The sequence below is a fragment of the Bacteroides muris (ex Afrizal et al. 2022) genome, from assembly GCF_004793475.1.
GTDB lineage: Bacteria > Bacteroidota > Bacteroidia > Bacteroidales > Bacteroidaceae > Bacteroides > Bacteroides muris.
Genome location: NZ_SRYZ01000065.1, coordinates 1 through 20,310 on the forward strand (window position 1 = coordinate 1; position 20,310 = coordinate 20,310).

The 20,310-nt window shown below is 43.5% G+C and carries 14 protein-coding genes and 1 pseudogene; 11 read left to right on the forward strand and 4 right to left on the reverse strand.

Annotated features, from left to right (window positions below):
* Positions 1–61: 61 nt before the first annotated feature.
* The 4 genes from E5355_RS17455 (at position 62) to E5355_RS17465 (ending at position 6,795) form a co-directional block, all read left to right on the forward strand.
* Complete coding sequence (locus tag E5355_RS17455; protein ID WP_136011331.1) at positions 62–3,106, forward strand: cell surface protein; 3,045 nt, start codon at positions 62–64, stop codon at positions 3,104–3,106.
* Between the two features lie 361 nt (positions 3,107–3,467).
* Positions 3,468–3,683 carry a hypothetical protein gene (locus E5355_RS19570; protein ID WP_168354376.1) on the forward strand — a complete coding sequence of 72 codons (216 nt, stop codon included), beginning with the start codon at positions 3,468–3,470 and terminating at the stop codon, positions 3,681–3,683.
* A gap of 160 nt (positions 3,684–3,843) precedes the next feature.
* Positions 3,844–6,309, forward strand: a complete 2,466-nt coding sequence (priA, locus tag E5355_RS17460; protein ID WP_136011332.1) for a replication restart helicase PriA — start codon at positions 3,844–3,846, stop codon at positions 6,307–6,309.
* A 21-nt stretch (positions 6,310–6,330) separates the two neighbouring features.
* On the forward strand, positions 6,331–6,795 hold the full coding sequence (locus tag E5355_RS17465; protein ID WP_136011333.1) for a low molecular weight protein-tyrosine-phosphatase: 465 nt from the start codon (positions 6,331–6,333) through the stop codon (positions 6,793–6,795).
* Between the two features lie 266 nt (positions 6,796–7,061).
* Here E5355_RS17465 and E5355_RS17470 read toward each other — a convergent pair whose 3' ends face one another.
* The 3 genes from E5355_RS17470 to E5355_RS17480 form a co-directional block, all read right to left on the reverse strand.
* Positions 7,062–7,403, reverse strand: a complete 342-nt coding sequence (locus tag E5355_RS17470; RefSeq protein ID WP_136011334.1) for a hypothetical protein — start codon at positions 7,401–7,403, stop codon at positions 7,062–7,064.
* A gap of 89 nt (positions 7,404–7,492) precedes the next feature.
* Complete coding sequence (locus tag E5355_RS17475; RefSeq protein WP_136011335.1) at positions 7,493–10,786, reverse strand: hypothetical protein; 3,294 nt, start codon at positions 10,784–10,786, stop codon at positions 7,493–7,495.
* A 446-nt stretch (positions 10,787–11,232) separates the two neighbouring features.
* Positions 11,233–12,180: a tyrosine-type recombinase/integrase gene (locus E5355_RS17480; RefSeq protein ID WP_136011336.1), complete on the reverse strand. Its 948-nt coding sequence runs from the start codon at positions 12,178–12,180 to the stop codon at positions 11,233–11,235.
* 339 nt (positions 12,181–12,519) lie between these two features.
* On the opposite strand from E5355_RS17480, the gene E5355_RS17485 reads away from it, so the two are divergent.
* From E5355_RS17485 to E5355_RS17510, 7 genes and pseudogenes are all read left to right on the forward strand, one after another.
* On the forward strand, positions 12,520–15,669 hold the full coding sequence (locus tag E5355_RS17485; protein ID WP_210434543.1) for a PspA/IM30 family protein: 3,150 nt from the start codon (positions 12,520–12,522) through the stop codon (positions 15,667–15,669).
* Between the two features lie 77 nt (positions 15,670–15,746).
* On the forward strand, positions 15,747–16,094 hold the full coding sequence (locus E5355_RS17490) for a hypothetical protein (RefSeq protein WP_022401132.1): 348 nt from the start codon (positions 15,747–15,749) through the stop codon (positions 16,092–16,094).
* 238 nt (positions 16,095–16,332) lie between these two features.
* Complete coding sequence (locus tag E5355_RS17495) at positions 16,333–17,460, forward strand: AAA family ATPase (RefSeq protein ID WP_136011337.1); 1,128 nt, start codon at positions 16,333–16,335, stop codon at positions 17,458–17,460.
* 166 nt (positions 17,461–17,626) lie between these two features.
* Entirely contained in the window at positions 17,627–17,872 is a 246-nt protein-coding gene (locus tag E5355_RS17500; protein WP_246866989.1) for a HEPN domain-containing protein, read from the forward strand.
* A gap of 22 nt (positions 17,873–17,894) precedes the next feature.
* Positions 17,895–18,053 carry a hypothetical protein gene (locus tag E5355_RS19575; protein WP_168354375.1) on the forward strand — a complete coding sequence of 53 codons (159 nt, stop codon included), beginning with the start codon at positions 17,895–17,897 and terminating at the stop codon, positions 18,051–18,053.
* Positions 18,054–18,363: 310 nt separating this feature from the next.
* The gene (locus E5355_RS17505) at positions 18,364–18,588 is read left to right on the forward strand and encodes a helix-turn-helix transcriptional regulator (protein ID WP_136011338.1); all 225 of its coding nucleotides are present in this window, start codon (positions 18,364–18,366) and stop codon (positions 18,586–18,588) included.
* A pseudogene (locus E5355_RS17510) lies at positions 18,588–18,841 on the forward strand (HipA N-terminal domain-containing protein); the annotation flags it as partial. The gene E5355_RS17505 and the pseudogene E5355_RS17510, both read left to right, overlap by 1 nt.
* A gap of 122 nt (positions 18,842–18,963) precedes the next feature.
* Here E5355_RS17510 and E5355_RS17515 read toward each other — a convergent pair.
* The gene (locus E5355_RS17515) at positions 18,964–20,067 is read right to left on the reverse strand and encodes an AAA family ATPase (RefSeq protein WP_136011339.1); all 1,104 of its coding nucleotides are present in this window, start codon (positions 20,065–20,067) and stop codon (positions 18,964–18,966) included.
* Between the last annotated feature and the right edge of the window lie 243 nt (positions 20,068–20,310).

The window sequence follows — 20,310 nt, forward strand, 5'->3', positions numbered from 1 at the left end:
GAAATGGGAAATTATTCACTTTTTATTTTTTTTAAATTTATAAATTTAAAGTTTTTCAATTATGAACAAAAAGTTTCTAAGTGTGACCCTGTTCAGTGCCTTGATGATAGGTGCGACAGGAACGTTTACGTCTTGTAAGGACTACGATGACGACATCAAGAACTTGCAGGAACAAATCGACGGTCAAAATGGTCTGAGTGCCAAGATTACCGCTGTAGAGAGCTCAATCAGCAATTTGCAGTCTGCACAAAGTGGTTTGCAGAGTGAAATCGCTGCTGCAAAAAACGAGGCTTCAAAGGCTGCCCTTGCAGCACAAGAAGTTGCTATTGCTGCCGCAAAGGCTGAATTGGAAAAAGTCAAAGCCGAGTTGCAAGAGGCTGACAAAGCCGGTATAGCAGCAATAGAAGAAAAGCTGGCTGAAGTTTCAGGTAGAATCCAGGCTTTGGAGCAGTTCAAGACTACTACTGAAGCGACATTGGAAAAATTGACTGCAGCAGACGTAGCTTTGCAGAGCAGCATCACTGCCTTGAAAGCTGATGTCGCTGCCAATGCAGAACAGATTGGTAAGAACAAAGCTGCCATCGAAGCACAGATTGCCGCTTTGGATGCTTATAAAGGAACCAACGATGCTGCCATTGCCGCCTTAAAGGCTGACTTGGAAAAATTGCAAGCCGGTGAGTTGACAGAAGAAATGGCTGCAAAGATTGCAGCACAGGTAACAGAAGTTGTAGGCGCTAAATTAGACTTGATTTCTGCTGCATTCAGTAAAGCCGTTACTCATGTAGAATTGGTGTCTTATTCATTCGGCGGCAAAACTGACCAGATTATTGAAGGTGAGCCTCTTATAATGGATTTGCGTACTGCTGAAGCTGTAGAAGACCGTGTGTTTGGTAAAGGCAGCTCCGACGAAGTAGAGGCAAATTCTTATGAAATCATTAATCAAAAGGAGTTCAAGAAAGGTGAAAGAGCATTCATCAGCGATTCTGTATTGATTCGCGTGTCACCGGCTAATGCCACCTTGACCGAAGGACAGATTTCATTTGTCAATTCTGCACTGGGCAATCTGGATGAACTGGTGACTGTTGAGAAAGTGGAGCAGTTCAAAGGCACAGTAACCAGAGGCGTGTCTTCTAATGGTCTGTGGAAAGTCGTATTCAAGTTGAACAAGGATAACTATACAGAAGAGAATTTGCTGAAAGCTGCAAAGTTCGACTATAAGAGCGGCAACGCTGAAGACGAACCGGTGAAGAAACTGAAGGATATTCTCTACGCAGTAGCAGTAACAGACAAACCGGGCGACGTGGAACGTAGTGTGACAACCGGTTATGAATTGACACTGGGTTCTGTATATACACCGCAGTATGAACTGAAATTCAAGGTCAACGACAAGGAAGTGAATGATCTGCGTAACCGTTTCCAATATGCTGAAGATGGAACTTTAACTGCTGATGCAAGCAAAAAGCTGTTCTATGACTATAAATGGAATCTTGATAGAAACGGAAACCGTGTAGAGATAGACGGTTCTTATGTATCTATTGATGCTAGTTATAGATATGACAACTGGAGGGACCAAGACCTTTGGAAAGGTGGCGATAACCGTGACAGTAAAGGTTCTAGCAACTCTTTCTTCTCTACAAAAGTGGGTGAAAAATTCACTGTAGAATTGGACTATGGCACAGAAGAGATCAGCGGTATCTATGGTTTCTATGTAGTGCTCGATGAACTGCGTGCCGTAGAAAGTGCTCCGTCTGAAATCACTGCATGGAACTCTTATGAGGCAGATATCGAAGGACTGAATACAATTACGACAAACCGTAAGATTGAAATGTCTATCAATGCAGAGAAGGCTGATGGTGACATTATCGGTTTCCGCGTATATGCAGTAAATAATGACGGTTCTTTGGTTGACCCGGACGGTAAGGCATTCTATGTAGCAGTAGGCGATATCGATGCTATGACTACTACGCTGACGGCTGATTACGTACCGGTATGGAATGCTCCTACAAGTAGCTATGATAGTACAATTGAGATTGATTTGGACGAAGAACTTCTGAAACTGTTTGAAAATAAATATGGTGATTACAAGGAAGGCAACTTGATAGTTGACACGGAGAATAATCCGACTGACACTGACGCATTCCAGAAATCATTCAATAGACAAACAGGCAAGCTGGAAATTACATTGCTCAATTCATTGGATAAGTACAAGGACAATGGTACTTATAAGATGTATTTCAACTTCACAAACGATAAGAGTGTGATAGTTAAGAAAGTTGCCATTGAAATAACCAAGAAGATGCCTGAATTCCCCGCTGCATTCTCTGCTAAGGCTAACCAGCTTGACAAGGACGGTGCAAAGGTTGTTAAAATAACAGCTGGCAACTGGAGTAGTAATCCTATCCATAATCTGGGTACAGCATTCAATGGCATTTCTAATCCAGAAAACAGTATCATCGACTTTAACTACACATTCACTTGTGCAGAGAAGCAAATTGTATTTAACTCTAATTGGGGCTACAATCCGAATAGATATGGATTCTATCTGGATGTAAACAATGACAAAGAAAAAGCCGCTGCTCTGTTTTCTCATGCAGGCAATAAACTGCCAGAAGGAACACTTTACGATGTAGCCGTATCTTATACTTACCAGAGTGTATCTTTCGAATCGGCAGACAACTCTTACACTGTAAAAGCTCCGGCTGCCCAGAACTTCAAACTGAGACTCGTATGTGATGAAATCTTTACCGCTGAGTGGAAGAACTGGACACCGAATAAGGTAGCTAAGACCGAGAACTTGAACTATAGTTCTAAGACTCCAACAACGTTTACTCTTGCTAGCATTCTGAAGTTCAAGAAAGGCACTGCAGACTATACGACTCCTTTCAGTGCAACAGAAATCAAAGACTGCCACTTGGCTTCCAACGGGGTGAACGATGAATACTTCACCGTAAGTTTTGATGCCGAGAGTCAATCATTCATGTTTACTTCACTGCAGAGCCAGAACCCGCCGATGAAAGACGTGACTGCAACATTGAAGTTCACAATGGTAGACTACTTCGGACACGAAACAGAGGTTGAGTTCCCGTATTTCGTTGTTAAGCCGTAAAACGAAGCTGATTTTCCGACCTAAATCACCATAGTGTGATAATTCCTCGAGCAGGGAAAGAATTTACCTCAAAAAGCAGGTAGTTCTTTCCCTGCTTCTCTTTATCCTGAAGCGAAATTGAATTGTCAATTTAAGAAACATCCGCACTTCACCCCCTTCACCTTTCCCCTCAATCCCCCTATTCATCGGCTTTTCCGGTGAAACTTCTTTTCTCCGCACTACCGTATCCCACCGGTGTTTCCGCAACAGTCATGCGGATAACGAATAGACTTTGAGCGAGTTCTAACCGGTTATATATCAGCGAATAACTACTGCAAAGAAACTAAAACCATTTTGCAGTGGCACTGCAAACATACATGCAGTGACGCTGCAACTACTTTGCAGTGACGCTGCAACTGCTTTGCAGTGGCGCTGCAACAGCTTTGCAGTAGCGCTGCAACACCTTTGCAGCAATTTACATCCCATTGCTGTAAAGCAGACAGCAATCCGGCAATTCCTGTGCCCTCATCCCCCGGTCGGAAAGCAGGGACATGGCAAAACCGGTTTCACCGAAAAAGCCGATGAACAGGGAGATTGAGAGAGAAGGTGAAGGAGATGAAGAACTCCGGCCTGCTCTCTAACATAGAGAAATCCGTACTTATAGAAGTGCCCCCTCATTCAGCCACCCTGTTCTCGGCATAAAAAATGCCTCCGTTCATTTCATTCTCCCTCCACTTTCCACTATCTTTGTCCCCACGATGAAAAAGTTTGCCGACGTCATATTGCCTTTGCCTCTGCACAGCTGCTTCACCTACTCCCTGCCCGACGAGTGGGCAGATGAAGTGCAGACCGGTTGTCGGGTGGTAGTACCATTCGGACGGAAGAAATATTATACAGCCATCGTACGCAACGTGCATTATTACGCCCCCACCGAATACGAAGTAAAGGAAGTGTCCGCTTTGCTGGATGCCCGTCCGCTACTACTTCCACGGCAGTTCAAGTTCTGGGAATGGCTCTCCGACTACTACCTCTGCACGCAAGGAGACGTCTATAAGGCCGCCCTGCCCTCCGGTCTGAAGCTGGAAAGCGAAACAATCGTAGAGTACAACCCCGATTTCGAGTCCGACGTCCGCCTGCCGGAGAAGGAGCAGAGGATACTGGATATGCTCTCTGCCGACCCGGAGCAATGCGTGACGAAACTGGAGAAAGAGACCGGCATCAAGAACATACTTTCCGTCATCAAGTCACTGCTCGACAAAGAGGCCATCTTCGTAAAGGAAGAACTGCGCCGTACCTATAAGCCCAAGACTGAAACCCGCGTACGCCTCACCGCCGCTGCGCGCAACGAACACCGCCTGCACATCTTCTTCGACGAATTGCAGCGACGTGCCCCCAAGCAACTGGACCTGCTGATGAAATACCTGGAACTCTCCGGCTACCTCGGCGGGCGAGATCTAAAAGAAGTCTCCAAAGCCGAACTGCTGCGGCGCACCTCTGCCACCCCTGCCGTATTCAACGGTCTTGTGGACCGTGGTGTATTCGAAGTCTACCAGCAGGAAATAGGCCGCATAGACAAAGCGCTCCTCAAGGATATCGTCCCCGTCAATCCGCTGAACGAGCACCAGCAACGCGCCTATCACTCCATTCTGGAGAGTTTCCAAAGCAAGAACGTTTGCCTGCTGCATGGCGTCACGGCAAGCGGCAAGACAGAAGTCTATATTCATCTGATAGAAGAAACCATCCGGCAAGGAAAACAAGTACTCTATCTTCTGCCCGAAATAGCTCTCACTACACAAATCACAGAGCGCCTGCAACGTGTTTTCGGTTCCCGTCTGGGCATCTACCACTCCAAGTTCCCCGATGCCGAACGGGTGGAAATCTGGCAGAAGCAGCTGTCGGAAGCAGACTATGACATCATTCTCGGCGTCCGCTCCTCCGTCTTTCTTCCTTTCCGCAACCTCGGCCTCGTGATTGTGGACGAGGAGCATGAGAACACCTATAAACAGCAAGACCCTGCCCCCCGCTATCATGCCCGCAATGCCGCCATCGTGCTCGCCTCCATGTATGGTGCCAAAACCCTGCTGGGCACGGCCACTCCTTCTGTAGAGACTTGGAATAATGCCACATCCGGCAAGTACGGGCTGGTAGAGCTGAAAGAACGCTATAAAGAGATACAGCTGCCGGAGATTATCCCCGTAGACATCAAGGAACTGCACCGCAAGAAGATGATGAACGGCCCGTTCTCTCCGTTGCTCCTGCGGTATGTCCGCGAAGCGTTGGAACAAAAAGAACAGGTCATTCTTTTTCAGAACCGCCGCGGCTTCGCACCCATGATAGAGTGCAACACCTGCGGCTGGGTACCGAAATGCAAGAACTGCGACGTCAGCCTCACCTACCATAAGGGACTGAACCAGCTGACCTGCCACTACTGTGGCTACACCTATCAGCTGCCCCGCGTCTGCCCTGCCTGCGAGGGCACTGACCTGCGCAACCGCGGCTTCGGCACGGAGAAGATAGAAGATGACATCAAAGCCCTCTTTCCCGACGCCCGCGTAGCCCGTATGGACTTGGACACCACCCGCACCCGTACCGCCTACGAACACATCATCTCCGATTTCCAGCAAGGCAAGACGGACATCCTGATAGGCACGCAAATGGTGTCCAAGGGGCTGGACTTCGACCACGTCAGCATTGTGGGCATTCTCAATGCCGACACCATGCTGAACTATCCCGACTTCCGCGCCTACGAACGTGCCTTCCAGCTGATGGCACAGGTGGCGGGACGCGCCGGGAGGAAGAACAAGCGAGGCAGGGTGATACTGCAAACCAAAAGCATCGACCACCCCATCATCCCGCAAGTCATTGCCAACGATTACGAAGCCATGGTAGGCGGGCAGCTTGCCGAACGCCAGATGTTCCACTACCCGCCCTACTACCGCCTGGTGTACGTCTACCTGAAAAACCGGAACGAGACCCTGCTCGACCTCATGGCACAGACTATGGCCGCCAAGCTCCGCACCGTCTTTGGCCGCCGTGTGCTGGGACCGGACAAACCTCCCGTAGCCCGCATACAAACCTTGTTCATCCGAAAGATTGTCTTGAAGATAGAAACCAATGCCCCGATGGCACGTGCCCGTGAACTGCTCGTCCAGGTGCAAAAGGAGATGGTGGCTGAAGACCGCTTCAAGTCGCTGATAGTGTATTATGATGTAGATCCGATGTAAACAACTTGTAACTAAAGAAATATGAAGAAGAAGATACTTTTCGTTTGCCTGGGCAATATTTGCCGTTCCTCCTCGGCAGAGGGAGTCATGAAGCGTCTGGTAGAAGAAGCCGGGCGTGAGGATGAGTTCTTTATCGATTCTGCAGGCATTCTGTCCTATCACCAGGGCGAACTGCCGGACAGCCGGATGCGTGCCCATGCTGCCCGCCGTGGATACAATCTGACGCATCTTTCGCGCCCCGTACGTACCGAGGATTTTTACAACTTCGACCTGATTATCGGCATGGACGACCGCAACATCGACGACCTGAAAGACCGCGCCCCTTCAACCGCCGAATGGAGCAAGATACACCGCATGACGGAATACTGTACAAAGTTTACCCATGCCGACCATGTACCGGACCCCTATTACGGCGGTTCCGAAGGTTTTGAGTATGTGCTGGACATTCTGGAGGATGCTTGTGCGGGGTTGCTGCAGAGCATTTAATCCAGCGACATCACATGATACAGTGTCCCCTGCCGTGACCTCCAGTCGGAACCTAGGGCGGTTCAATTATCCGTATCAGGCATTATAGGAGAGTGCTGTTAATGCGATGTACCATCGTGATTATTGGGTTTACACGCAAATATAAGGAGAATATCACGATAATCAGATTACGATTATTATTGGAAACATGTGGCTGACTGTCATATGAAGTGGCTATTCTTTTCCCCATTCAAAGAATAGAAGAATAGCAATAGCCATTTTTTGTCTTAATCTTGATATTCAATTTCTTCGCCAAAAGCTTGACGTTTCATATTATGTTCATTGCGATAGAGTTTACCATTGCGCAGATAATAATAATTAAAGTAACCGGCAAACTCAATAGTGGCATACTTTAGTGTATCTCCTTGATTATAGACCTTCCATGTACCCTCGTAAGAACTGGAATCATCATATTGAATCAGGGTGGTGGAGTCTGCACGAAGGTCGAATCGTATACCGGTTTCAGTGATGAATTTACCCGGAAAAGGATGTGTAGCTGCTGACTTCTTACATGAGAAAAAGCAGATGAGTGGAATTGACACGATTAAAATGAATAGTATTTTCTTCATATCTGATATTTATAAATGAAAGATTGAAAAAAGGACGCCCTGCAAGAGGACGTCCTTTTTATTAAATTATATCAAGAATCTCTTCTCAATTATTTAGTCGGTGTACCGACAGCCTTCTTAACGATGACTTTCAGGTCATTCTTGCTCAATACACCCCACTTGTAGTTGACATTTACAGTCAGGAACATGTTGTAGTCAACGTTAACAGGAGTACCGTTATTGTTGAAGTATGCCAAGTGAGTCGGGTCAGCCTTAGTCTCTGTAGCAGTAGACTTCGGTGATGTTTCAACCCAGTTCATCATCTTCAACGAAGCGTTGGTCGGCAACTTACCATCAGTAACACCATCCTTGTGTTCGTAAGTGTTGGTAGTATCGTTCCATGTCAAGCTTGTAGTAGTCTTTTCAGTCAAGAACTTAACTTCACGTACAGCATAGTAGTCATACAATGCATGTGCATAAGCACCTCTATCTCCCTTAACGTTTTCAGCAGCCACCGGATAGTTGTTCCAATCAGTGAATGTGAAGTTCTTAGCTACGCGCAAGAAGCTACCGTCAACTTCAGCATCAATAAAGTTATCGCTGATAGAGCCGTCGATAGTCAACGGGTTGATGAAGTGTACTTCAAATTCTTGAACCGGAATAACGTTGAATTCGTTGTATGCAACAACCAACTTCACGGGAACTTCCTTGCCAATCAGTTTAAGAGCGGCCGGAGTACCGTTCAAGTTGTCTTTCTCATGCAGACGGATGATACTTGAACATTCGTTGTTACCACTCATCAGAGTTTCGTCATAGTTCCAAGGCAAGTTCTTCTTGTTTTCTGCAGCATCAGCGCCCATCAGGTTGTTGATTGTAGCAGCAAGATTATCAACTTGAACATAATCGTAGATACCGGCATCATTCATACCGATGTTCTTGTTCTCACCCTTTTCAGTATCAACCGGAGTAGCTGCCTGAGCAGAAGACCACAACTGTGTTCCATCTTTGCTTACAGAGAAGCCCTTCAAGTAGTCATAGTTGGCCAGTTTATCCTTGTCGAAGATGAACTTAACTTCTGCACATCCGCGGATATATTGGATGAATTGAGCCAAGTTAGCCGGTTTCTCTTTAGTCGTAGCGTTAACGAAACCATTAACCAAGTCAGCTTCGATGTGGCTATAGTCGGCCAATTGACAACCGTCGGCAGTGCCCGGATATACGTGCGGATCTTTTTGTGTTCCACCGTCATTTGCAGTAGCGTAAACAATCGGGTTCACATTGAAGATGCCTTCACCCACACCATTCTTCCAGTATGTACCTTGATATGCAAAGTTCTGAGTAGGAGCGATAATGGTCTGCTTGAATGTCTGCTTAATGTCACCATTCAAACCTGCGTTATCAATGTATTTAACGTCGATTTCGAATGTAGAAGCATAAGTCTTAGTAGATGCATTGTAAGCCAATGTACCAACAGTCTTCGGATTCATAGCCCAAACCAAGTTGTAAGACGTATTGTCTTCAGCATCCTGCAACAGAGCAAATACGAGATCTCTCTTATTGTCAATCATCTCAGCACCGTCTTTGCCAACTTTGTCAGAGCCTTCAATCCAGTCTGTAGCATCTTTAGAAATAGCCAATTTAGACAAATCTACCTTCTTGCCGTCTTTTCTCAGTTCAATAATCTCCATCTCTTTATAGATGCTGTGGAACTGAGTCTTACTCATACTCTGACCACCGTCGAACTTAACCATATGATAGATTTTCTCGTTCATTTCCTTAGAGAACAACTGCTGGAACATATCCTTGCAAGTTACAGTGTCGTTCGGGAATGTGATAGCAGCGATAGTCTGGTCTTTTTCACCGGTCCAACGAATCTTAATGTAACGTACAGCAATCATGTTGCCATTATTCTTGTCCCACAATTCAGCACGAACGATAGGTTCGCGACCGATGGAAGTCTTGGAATATTCTGTATCTCCCAACTCTACGTCGTAAACTTCAGACTTCAGCGTGTAGCCGTCAGACAAGATGCGGCCGAATGCCTGTTCGTCAGTCTTGCGGTCACCTTGCAGATACTTAGCTTTTGCCAAAGCAAAACGGAACTCCAGACCATAGTCAGCGTATTCCTTCAATTCTTTGTGAGAAGCATGCTTGTTCTCAGCACGAGTGTAGCATACAGTAACCAAATCTCTCAAGTCCAGCGGTTTGTCGTATGGTTGCTTAACATCAACCAATTGTTCGTTGCCTGATTTATACAAGCAGAGAGAGTCATGATAGTGAACGTATTTACCATCCTGCATTTCGTCTGCAAAATCAGTCGTGAAGTCCTTCGTGAAGTCAATCTTCTTGTTAGCTAAATAAGGATATACAGTAGATTCTTCGATACGGCTGTATTCGGAATTTACATATACATCTTTGCCGGCTTCTTTCTCAGCATCTGTCAGATTCTTGTCAGCAATAGGAGCCTTCAGAGAAGCCATCCAGAATTTTTCAGTTCCATCTTCATGAGCGCTACCGGTTGTGCCGATGCTCTTGCCTACGTATTCTGCATTCTTCTTGTAAAAAACAGTCATAACACCGTCTTTTACGTCATAGTCTACAATTTCAATAGGCTTGTTCTGAGCAAGTTCAGGAGCACTCTTCGTTACATTCTGAGACATGAAACATTCAAACAACGGTTTCTTGACATCTTCTTTCATTACACCGATGCTCGGGCTAATTTTGTAGCTTACCTCATTCTTTTCGGTAGAAATGCTGAGTGCTTTTGCGCCTTTCACAGCAGTGTGGTCCAGAACCGGACGATTTGTGTGTTTAGACGGATCTGCAGCGTGATCAGCGTAATTCTTAGCTGCAAAGACCTGCGGTGTATACGTCAATGTCAGCAGTTCAATTGAAGGAATGCCGTTGATGTGCGTAGTCGGAATCAGCGTAAGGCTAGTCAATCGGTGACCAATCAAAGCCATAACTTTAACACTCAAAGTTTCGACCTCCGTAGCCAATTTCTTCAAATCAGCTTCAGAAATAAACTCACTTGCCAGACTTTCCTTCAGTTCTTTGATTTTAGCGTCAACAGTTGCCAAAGAAGCCAACTTGTCAATTTGGTCTTGCAGTTCTTTCTTCAGAGCTTTCAAGTCGTCATCAGAAACACCACCTTCTGCCGAACCGGCCTTGTCCAAAGCTTCCTGAGCCTTGTCCTTAGCTTCGTTGGCAGCTGTTTTAGCATCGTTGACAGCTGTCTCCAAAGTCGAAACTTTCGCAGCCAGCTCTTCAAGTGAAGCTTTCTTGTCCAGTTGTTCCTGCAAGTTCTTGATGTCGTCATCATAGTCCTTACAAGACGTGAACGTTCCTGTCGCACCTATCATCAAGGCACTGAACAGGGTCACACTTAGAAACTTTTTGTTCATAATTGAAAAACTTTAAATTTATAAATTTAAAAAAATAAAAAGTGAATAATTTCTCATTTCCGGCATTCCTTTTCCCACAATGCTTTTTGTTAAAAAATTCCGTTACTTCGCAGGTAACGGGAAACCATACTAAACAATTATGCAAAAAGAGGTTTAAGATAGTTGCAATACCTCTATAATTGTTTATAACATTTTAAATGATGAAAGATGGGTGGACGACTTATCGTTAGAATTCCAATAATAGGACTGAGAGGTAAAGTCGAGATGTGGGAATATCAAAAGGCTTATAGGATAAAAAAGCGTTAAAGCGTTATTCTATAATATCTTAACTTGCATAGGGGCTGGTGAGATACAAGTAAGGAAACTCTTCCCTTCAAGAGACGCCTCTTGCGGGAGGAATAAATATGGACACACATAGGCTATTTTATCAATAGAAATAAAAAAAGCTATCCCGAGATTCCATTACCTTTTACAAAAGAAATTACCTTCTCATTTGCCTCATCAATCTTCTTGTCGTTGAAAGGTTTAAGATAGGTTTCAGTAACATTTATCGATGAGTGTCCCATCGCTTCGGAAATAATGCCAGGGTGAATCTCACAATAATACGCCATTGTAGCCCATGTGTGGCGGGCGGAATACGAACTAAGGTGTGAAGCCATATTCAGATGTATTTTCAAAGCCGACAACTGATAGTTAAAGCGCCTCAAGGCTGATTGATACTCCTTATAAGCCGCCTCAGTACCATCCTTGCTATGCAATATGGGAAATAAATAAGGTGAATCCTCGTCTTTATTAGATATCATGCGCACCAGCTGCAAGGCTTCAGGAGGCAGAACTACCCGTAAAATACGTCCGGTCTTTCTTCTTCGATAGGACAATACATTGCCTTGCAGGTCTTTCTTGTGCAAAAAAGCCAAATCGACAAATGGAAGCCCACGCATCATAAACATAAAAACAAATAGCATTTTGGTCATTTGGAGGTTTGAGGAAGGAATCCCTTCGGACAATTCCATTTCTGTGCCGCGAACTAAAGCTCCTATATCCGAAGCTTCCAATGCTCTTTTCTTGTCAGCTTTAGTTCCTGTATATACATGTTCAAACAATCTGGGGGTATATCGGATATACCGTAAATCTACAGCCCGGTTGTAGGCCGAACGGATGGCTTTCATATAAGTGGAAACGGTGTTCCAACTGCAATCACGTTGACGCAGGTGCATCTCAAAACGTTTCAAGACCACTGGATTCAATTTGCGCAGATGTAAATTCTGATGGTTGTTAAACACGGAAAACACATTCAATGTAGATTGGTAAATATGGGCTGTTCCCCATCTCCCATTTTCCCGAAGCTCTCCAATAATAGTTGACAGCATTTCTTGCAAGGTAATCGCTTTCATCTTTAATTTTAATTATACATTCTCTTATTAATAATATGTATAAGCGCAACTCCTCTATAATACAAAACACATACGCAAATGCACTAATAATTGGGGCGAATAGCAATCCCATTAACAAAAAAGTGCGCTTAGATGCAGTTTTTTCGATTAATTATAAAAAAACAGTATTATTATTTGCTCATTTATAGAAAAACGCTTATGTTTGCACGGAAAATCCATCCGTTACCTGCGAAGTAACGGAATTTTTTAACAAAAAGCATTGTGGGAAAAGGAATGCCGGAAATGAGAAATTATTCACTTTTTATTTTTTTAAATTTATAAATTTAAAGTTTTTCAATTATGAACAAAAAGTTTCTAAGTGTGACCCTGTTCAGTGCCTTGATGATAGGTGCGACAGGAACGTTCACGTCTTGTAAGGACTATGATGACGACATCAAGAACTTGCAGGAACAACTGGACAAGAAAGCTTCACTTGAAGAGCTGGCTGCGAAAGTTTCGACTTTGGAGACAGCTGTCAACGATGCTAAAACAGCTGCCAACGAAGCTAAGGACAAGGCTCAGGAAGCTTTGGACAAGGCCGGTTCGGCAGAAGGTGGTGTTTCTGATGACGATTTGAAAGCTCTGAAGAAAGAACTGCAAGACCAAATCGACAAGTTGGCTTCTTTGGACATCGTAAACCAAAAGATTGCAGCTCTGAAAGAAGAACTGAAAGGCGATTTCGTTACAGACGAGAAGCTGAAAGACTTGGCTGCTGAAATTGACAAGGTAAGCGCTGAGGTGATGTCCCTGATTGGTCATCGTCTGACCAGTTTGGCCGTAATTCCTACCAGCCACATCAACGGTATTGCTGCCATCACGCTGACTACCCTGCAATATACTCCGCAGAAGTATCAGGCTATGACTAAGCATACAACTCAAGACCACGCTACAACTCCGGTTTTGGACCACGTAAACGCTGCTGCTACAGCTAATTCTATCTCTACTGATTACAACGAGGCTTATTTCCATGTAAGCCCCAGCGTAGGTGTTCGTACTTCAGATATTGAATTGCCCTCATTCGATTGCATCACATCTGAAAATATCATGACCAAGGCTACCGGTGCTGACATTAAGACTAACAGCCCGATTCAACCGGTTAAGTACGAAATCAACAAGGACGTACTGACTGTAAAATTCAAAAAGACAGTCAAGGGGTCTATCGCTGCAACGACTGCCGGCGACAAGGAAAAGTTCTACATGGCATCTTTGAAAGCTCCTATCGCTGCTGAAAACTATACAGCTGCCGAAAAGAAAGCTTTTGACGAACAAGGCACTAAGGTGTATGTGAACTCTGAATATGTACGTCTGCACGAAGAGGTTAAGGTTCCGTATCTGGTTAATAGCAAAACTGACTTTAACAAGACTATGACCGGTAAGTTTGCCGATGAAATCCAGAACGACGGCAAAGAAGACTTCTATGTACACTATCATGACTCTGTATGCGTATACGAATCTAAAGCCAACGAATATGTAGACGTTAAGCAGCCTTATAACGAGCCGCTTGACTTGAAGAAATTGGTGAAGGTTTGTGTAACAGACGCTAAGGATGCTAAAACCAACCATGCCAACCATGCAAATCTGGCAAACTACAAAGATTATGGTCTGACATTCCGTTTCTATATCCCTACTGCTCCTTATAACACATTGGGTGGTGCAGACGGTAACACTAACAAGACAGACCAGCAGAAATTTGCCAAGCTGGATTCTCACGAAAACGGTATCATGTCTTCCAAGGTTTACACCGTCGAAGGTACTTCTGCAACAGCTGTAGGTCGTGAGCCTATCGTTCGCGTAGAACTGGTGGATACAGTAAACAATGCTTTGGTTGCCATGCGTTATCTGAAAGTGAAATGGGTGAAAGAAGCTGGCGAGAGAGAACTGTCTCATGCTTTTGCTGATTCTATCTATTACTGCAGCAACTACACCGGTCGCATCGGTACTCAGGAAATGAATGAGGACATCTACGACAAGGCTAAAGAAGGTGGTATGACCAAGCAGGAATTCCACGCTGTTTATACTCAATTTGATGGTACAAAGGGTGCCGGCGAAGGTACGGCTTCTGTGATTGCCAACTCTGAAGCTGGTGTAGAATCTTACAACATCATCTGGACACTGACTCATGCAGACATCGTTAAGAAATATCCGAACTGGAACAACCAGGAAAAGATGAACTTCAGCAAGGTTTGCTACTACTCTGATCCTACAGGTGCATATCCTACATTGAAGATTACTCTGACACGTACTATCTACAAACCGGTATTCAACCTCTGGGGTTACGATGGCCGTTACTGGAAGAACGACAATGAATGGTCTACATTCAATGTAAACCCGATTGTTTACAATACTGAAGAATCTAACCCGGCATGGGCTGCCAATACAGAGAACAACCCGACATGTAATATCTATACAGACTTGCTGAACGGTTTCCTGAACGACGTTGGAGTTAAACCGACAACCGGTTTGGGTGGTGCAATCTGGTATGAAGATGCATTGCGCGCTGATAAGAAATTCTTCTATTCCGGATTGTATCCTTATACTACTGGTCATAAGGGTGTGAAAGGTGGTGCTTATTCAGAAGAAGGTGCCCGCTTCGTATTCGACAAAGAAAAATTGGAAGCTGCCAATTCTGCTTACAAGTACGAATATTTCAACGGTACAAGCGTTGTTGAAAAGACTGCGACTGTAAGTCGTGACGGAACAATCCTGTACATCGACGGCAAGAAAGCTGCTGAGATTGTGAACTACGCTCCCAACAAGCTGAATGCTAACGAAATCACTTACAACATCAAGCTGGAAGAAGCAAATCCGACTCACGCACCGCGTAGCGGCGACACTCCGACAGAAGCTGCCAAGGCTCTCGTAGGTAAGTCTGTTCCCATCAAGTTGGTTGCCGACGTATGTTATGATGACGCTTGCGCTACAGCTCCTCTGTTGGCTGCTGCTCACACTGCAACTATCAAGGAATATGACGCATTTATCATTGAACCGTTGACAGTAACTACAGGTGAAACTGAAAACTTTACTGATGCAACTGTAGGTGGTAGCACAATCGATGTTAAGGGTGCCTTCACTTATGTTTCTTGGAATGCTGACGAATCAGGCAAGAAGTATATTGTAGCCAATACCACTGGCTTGCAGAAAGAATTGTGGGAATTCTACGAAGTAGTTCCGGGCGAATGGATGACAGACCAAATCAAGTCTAACTTGCAACTGGTTAACGGCAACTTGGTTCCGACTGATGGTGTAACAAACGGTCCTCTGCCTTCTAATACTAAGGTTGTTTACAACCAGGCAGATGAAACTCTGACTTACAACAACTACAGCGGTACTCCGGTTAACTGGGATTACAAATTGTTCATCCCTGTGAAGTTCGGTTACAAGTGGAAGACATTCACTTTGACATTCGAAGTTGATGTTAAGAAGAACTCTGGTACTCCTGCTCAAAGATAATCATCACTGCAGATAACTAATAAAAGAGAGTGTTTCCGGAAAAGAAGCACTCTCTTTTCTATAAAAACAAAAGAACAATGAGACGAACGATTTTGGCTATGTTGACAATAGCTTTCGGTTTTTTATATTCTTGTACCAATACTAACAGTACAGAGTCTACTCATTCTTTCGCCGGTACATTCATAACGGAAAATGGCGTAAGGTTTGAACTCCGTGCAGACTCAACCACCCTCATCACTTTCTCTGATTCAGTGAAATATGAAGGTACATGGAAGTCTTGCAAGGCCGAAGACCACTTAGAGTATGCCAATATCGAATTTGGAGGTTATCAGGAATATTATTATTTAAAAGATGAAAAGCTTTACCGAAGTGAGCGCGAAATGCGCCACGATGCTTTGGGAACAAAAGTGAAATATCAGGAATAAGCTGAAGAGTAAAATATTTGCATAGAAGAGGATTTTCCCGGACGGAATTTCCTCTTTTTCATTATTCTTTTTCTTTTCATCACAATCCACTTTCTGAAAAACAGGTTATCCAATTCATATCCCTCGTTGTATATCATTATGTCCCTGAGTTTGCCTTTAGCGTAATTATCATTTTACGATAATCAATTAATGACGAATATGATATTTTTTCTATATTTGCCTGTAAACAAGTAATTATATGAAAAATCCATTTGTTACAAACGGCTATGTATCACCGGAATATTTCTGTGACAGAGAGAAAGAAACGGCTAAAATCGTCTCACTTTTGATGAATGAGAATAACATTGCATTGATTTCCCCACGCAGATTAGGCAAAACAGACTTGCTGCGGCATTGTTTTGGACAGTCGGAAATCAAGGAGCATTATCACACTTTCATCATCGACATCTATGCCACAAGTTCTGTACGCGATTTTGTGAATGTTTTCGGCAAGGCTGTGCTGGATGAACTGCGTTCCAAAGGAAAATCCGTATGGAGTACCTTCTTGAATGTACTGGCCTCCCTCCGTTCTGAAATAACATTCGATATGAATGGACAGCCTACGTGGGGAATCGGACTGGGCGCCATAACCAATCCCTCTGCAACATTGGATGAAATATTCTCCTATCTGAACAATGCCGGAAAACCTTGTCTAATCGCTATCGATGAGTTCCAGCAAATAACCAAATATACAGACGACCCCAACATAGAAGCGGCATTACGGACACACATACAACGCTGTTCCAACGCGCACTTTGTCTTCTCCGGGTCTCATAGGCATCTGATGGGAGCAATGTTTACTTCTCCGGCACGTCCATTCTATCAATCAGTTACATTAATAAACCTGCCTCCCATTTCTGTTGACAAATACGCAGAGTTCTGTCATAAGAACTTTGAACTGGCAGGCAAACGTTTAGATACATTAGTGGTAGCAGAATTATATAATCGCTTCAATGGCATAACTTCGTATATGCAAAAGGTCATGAACATTCTATTTTCCATGACCGGAGCTGGAGAAATATGTATTCCCTCAATGATAGATACTGCCATTAACGACCTTCTGGACTTTTCTGCTGATACATACGATGCCTTGTTATATCAGATGCCCGAAAAGCAGCGAATTGCATTTATGGCAATCGCAGCAGAGGGAAAAGCCAAGGCTATCTCAAGCGGTGACTTTGTACGCAAATACAGGTTGCAATCTGCCAGTTCCGTCTCTTCGGCAGTAAAAGGACTACTGGAAAAAGATTTTATTACGTATGACAAAGGCATCTATCAGGTATATGATCAGTTCTTTCAACTTTGGTTGCAGAGGAATAAGCTTTAATGGTTTCTTTCTTGAATCTTATATTCATTCAATTTATTTGTATAACTATCTTTATTCTAAAGACTCGAAATACGGATAGTCAAGTAACCTATTGGATTGCGATGTCAGATTATGATTTGAAAACAGCAAAATGCTGCTTACAGGCCGTTATCTTTATGTCGGTTTCATGTGCCATCAAATAATAGAGAAAATTCTCAAAGCATATTGGACTAATTGCTTAATGGAAGTTCCTCTAAAGATACATTCACTATCCAGACTTGCGGAGAGAACGGGATTGGACAAGCAATTGTCAGAGGAACAGTTAGACTTTATAGACAAGCTTGAACCTCTTAATATAGAAGCCCGTTACCCCTCTTATAAGGAAAGATTAATAAAGAGCTTAACCAAAGAAAATACTGTGCTGAACTTTTGAGCCAAACTAAAGAGTTGCAATTATGGATAAAGAACAAGCTATAAACCTTGCCAAACGCTATAAGGAAATGGTAGCGGAGAAGTTACCATTAAAGGCCCTTTATCTTTATGGTTCGTACAGTAAAGGAAATTATAGAGCCGGTCCTACTTACAGAAGATATGGACAATCCTCTTTATTGTGATATTAGAATGTTACAGTAAAAGACATCTGGGGCTATACAAAGAAAGCTGATATCAATGTAACAGTTAAACCAAATTCTGCAAACTAAAATATAAACAGAATCGGTCTAAGCTTACAAATAGTAAAGATGAGTTAAGGGTGTGCTATTTTTAGCACACCCTTTCTGTATTCTCCATGTTTCATCATTACTTTGATATTTCAGTTAATTTATACCCGAAAAGATATAATCTCTTTCTCCTTTAATCTTTTTATACCCTTATGGGTGTAATAATGAAAATATATTCTATCTTTGTACCCAAAAGGGTATAAAAATGGAATATGCGGAACAAACAACATTATCCAAATATGTAAAAGCAATGCGTAAGCAGCACAATCTGACCCAAGTGGAACTTTCGGAAAAGTCAGGGGTAGGCTTGCGCTTTGTCCGTGAATTGGAACAAGGCAAACAGACGCTGCGGTTGGACAAGGTAAACCAGCTACTGTCTTTGTTCGGCAGCGAAGTTGGCGCAGTACCTATAACTAAAACTGACGAATGATGAAGCAGGCATTGATAAATCTCCGAGGAATAAAAGCCGGTATCCTCACAGAGGATGAGGATGGCTATACCTTCCAGTACGATACGGAGTTCCTGCAGTCGGATGTTGCAGAAGCTGTCAGTCTCACATTACCCTTGACAGAGAAAGCCTATCACGACAAAGTGCTGTTTCCTTTTTCAACGGGCTGATACCCGAAGGATGGTTGCTTGACATTGCGGAAAAGAGCTGGAAAATAGATGCATGTGACCGAATGGATGGAGTTCATCAGTCTCTCTTTTCTACCGGAGGAGATGCAAATATCATATAAAGACATGATAAGCATAAAACTCAATATGCTGAAATGATACGAAACCCAACAAGGATTTCCTCTTTCTATCACCCTTCTCTCTTTACTTCAATCCACCTTCTGAAGAAAGGGTCATCCAGTTCATACCCCTCATTACGTATCACATATCCTTGTTGTCCAAGTCGCTTCAAACTACTGAAAGCAGTACTTGGAGAATCAATACCGACAGCTTGTAGAAAAGGAAGGCTGGACGGAGTCCCCATCTGCATAGTTAAGCCTATCAAGACTTTTTTATCTGTTTTATTGAAAGTGCTCCATAAACGTTCATAATCCATATCGTGTACATGGGTTAATTCTGTAATGGCAGTTTCTACCAAAGTATCACTATAACCGTTTTGTTTCCAGTTATTCCATGTCTGGTAAGCCAGTTGCTGGGTGTAATAGGGATGACAATTGGTGAACGACAGAATGCTGCGGCCTATCGTTTCAGCATCCATATCTTCACCCAAGAGAAGAAAGCCATTCTTGAGAAACTCATAGAAGTCATCTTGAGGAATCTTACCCAACTTCATCAAATATCCAAAATGATAGAAAGGGGATTTCTTTTTCTCAAAGATTTCCTGCATCATCGATTCCTGGCTACCTAAGAAAATGTAGTTGGCATGATTGTAAGTCTGTAAAATAGACCTCAATTTTTTATCCAGACTCTTGTCCAATGTACGTATTTCTTGGAATTCGTCCAGTACTACAATCGGTTTCTTATGTGGATTCTTCATGCCCAGTTTATCAATCAGTGTGAATACATCCTCCAGCAGAATGAAACCATCCATTGACGGCTGAAATGAAACTTCTATGCCATCCGTCATGGGATTGGTTGAAATGGTAGGAATAAAACGAAAGTGAGTGATGAGATGTTTCAGACGTTCCATAGGATATTGTTGAAGCACAATCCGCAATAATCGAGCAGCAAAGTCGGCTGTGTCTGTTACCAACTGCAGGTTCAACTGAAAAACGGGACGTGACAACCCTTTCGTTACTTTTTGAACGAGGCTGGTCTTGCCGAAACGTCGTGGGCTAATAAGTATCAGGTGATTCTCACTTGCAAGTATCTCTCTTACTTTTTCTTGTTCCGCTACTCTATCCGTAAAGTATTCACCGTCTACAATCGTACCGAATTTAAATGGATTATTCATATTGCGACTTTTTTCAATGCGACTTTTTTCGCAAATATAAGAAATATATTTGAGTTCATTCTGAAAGACTGGCTAAAATGAAGAAATACATTATAAGCTTCTGTTTTTCTTCATTTTATTGTATATACTTGTAAAGTAAACCTTTTATAAATAAATTGGAAATGAGCAGAAATGAAATTACCTTACAAGAGATGTTCTCCTTGGTCATCGGTGAACTCCGGGAAGGCGGCAGATGGGGGACGG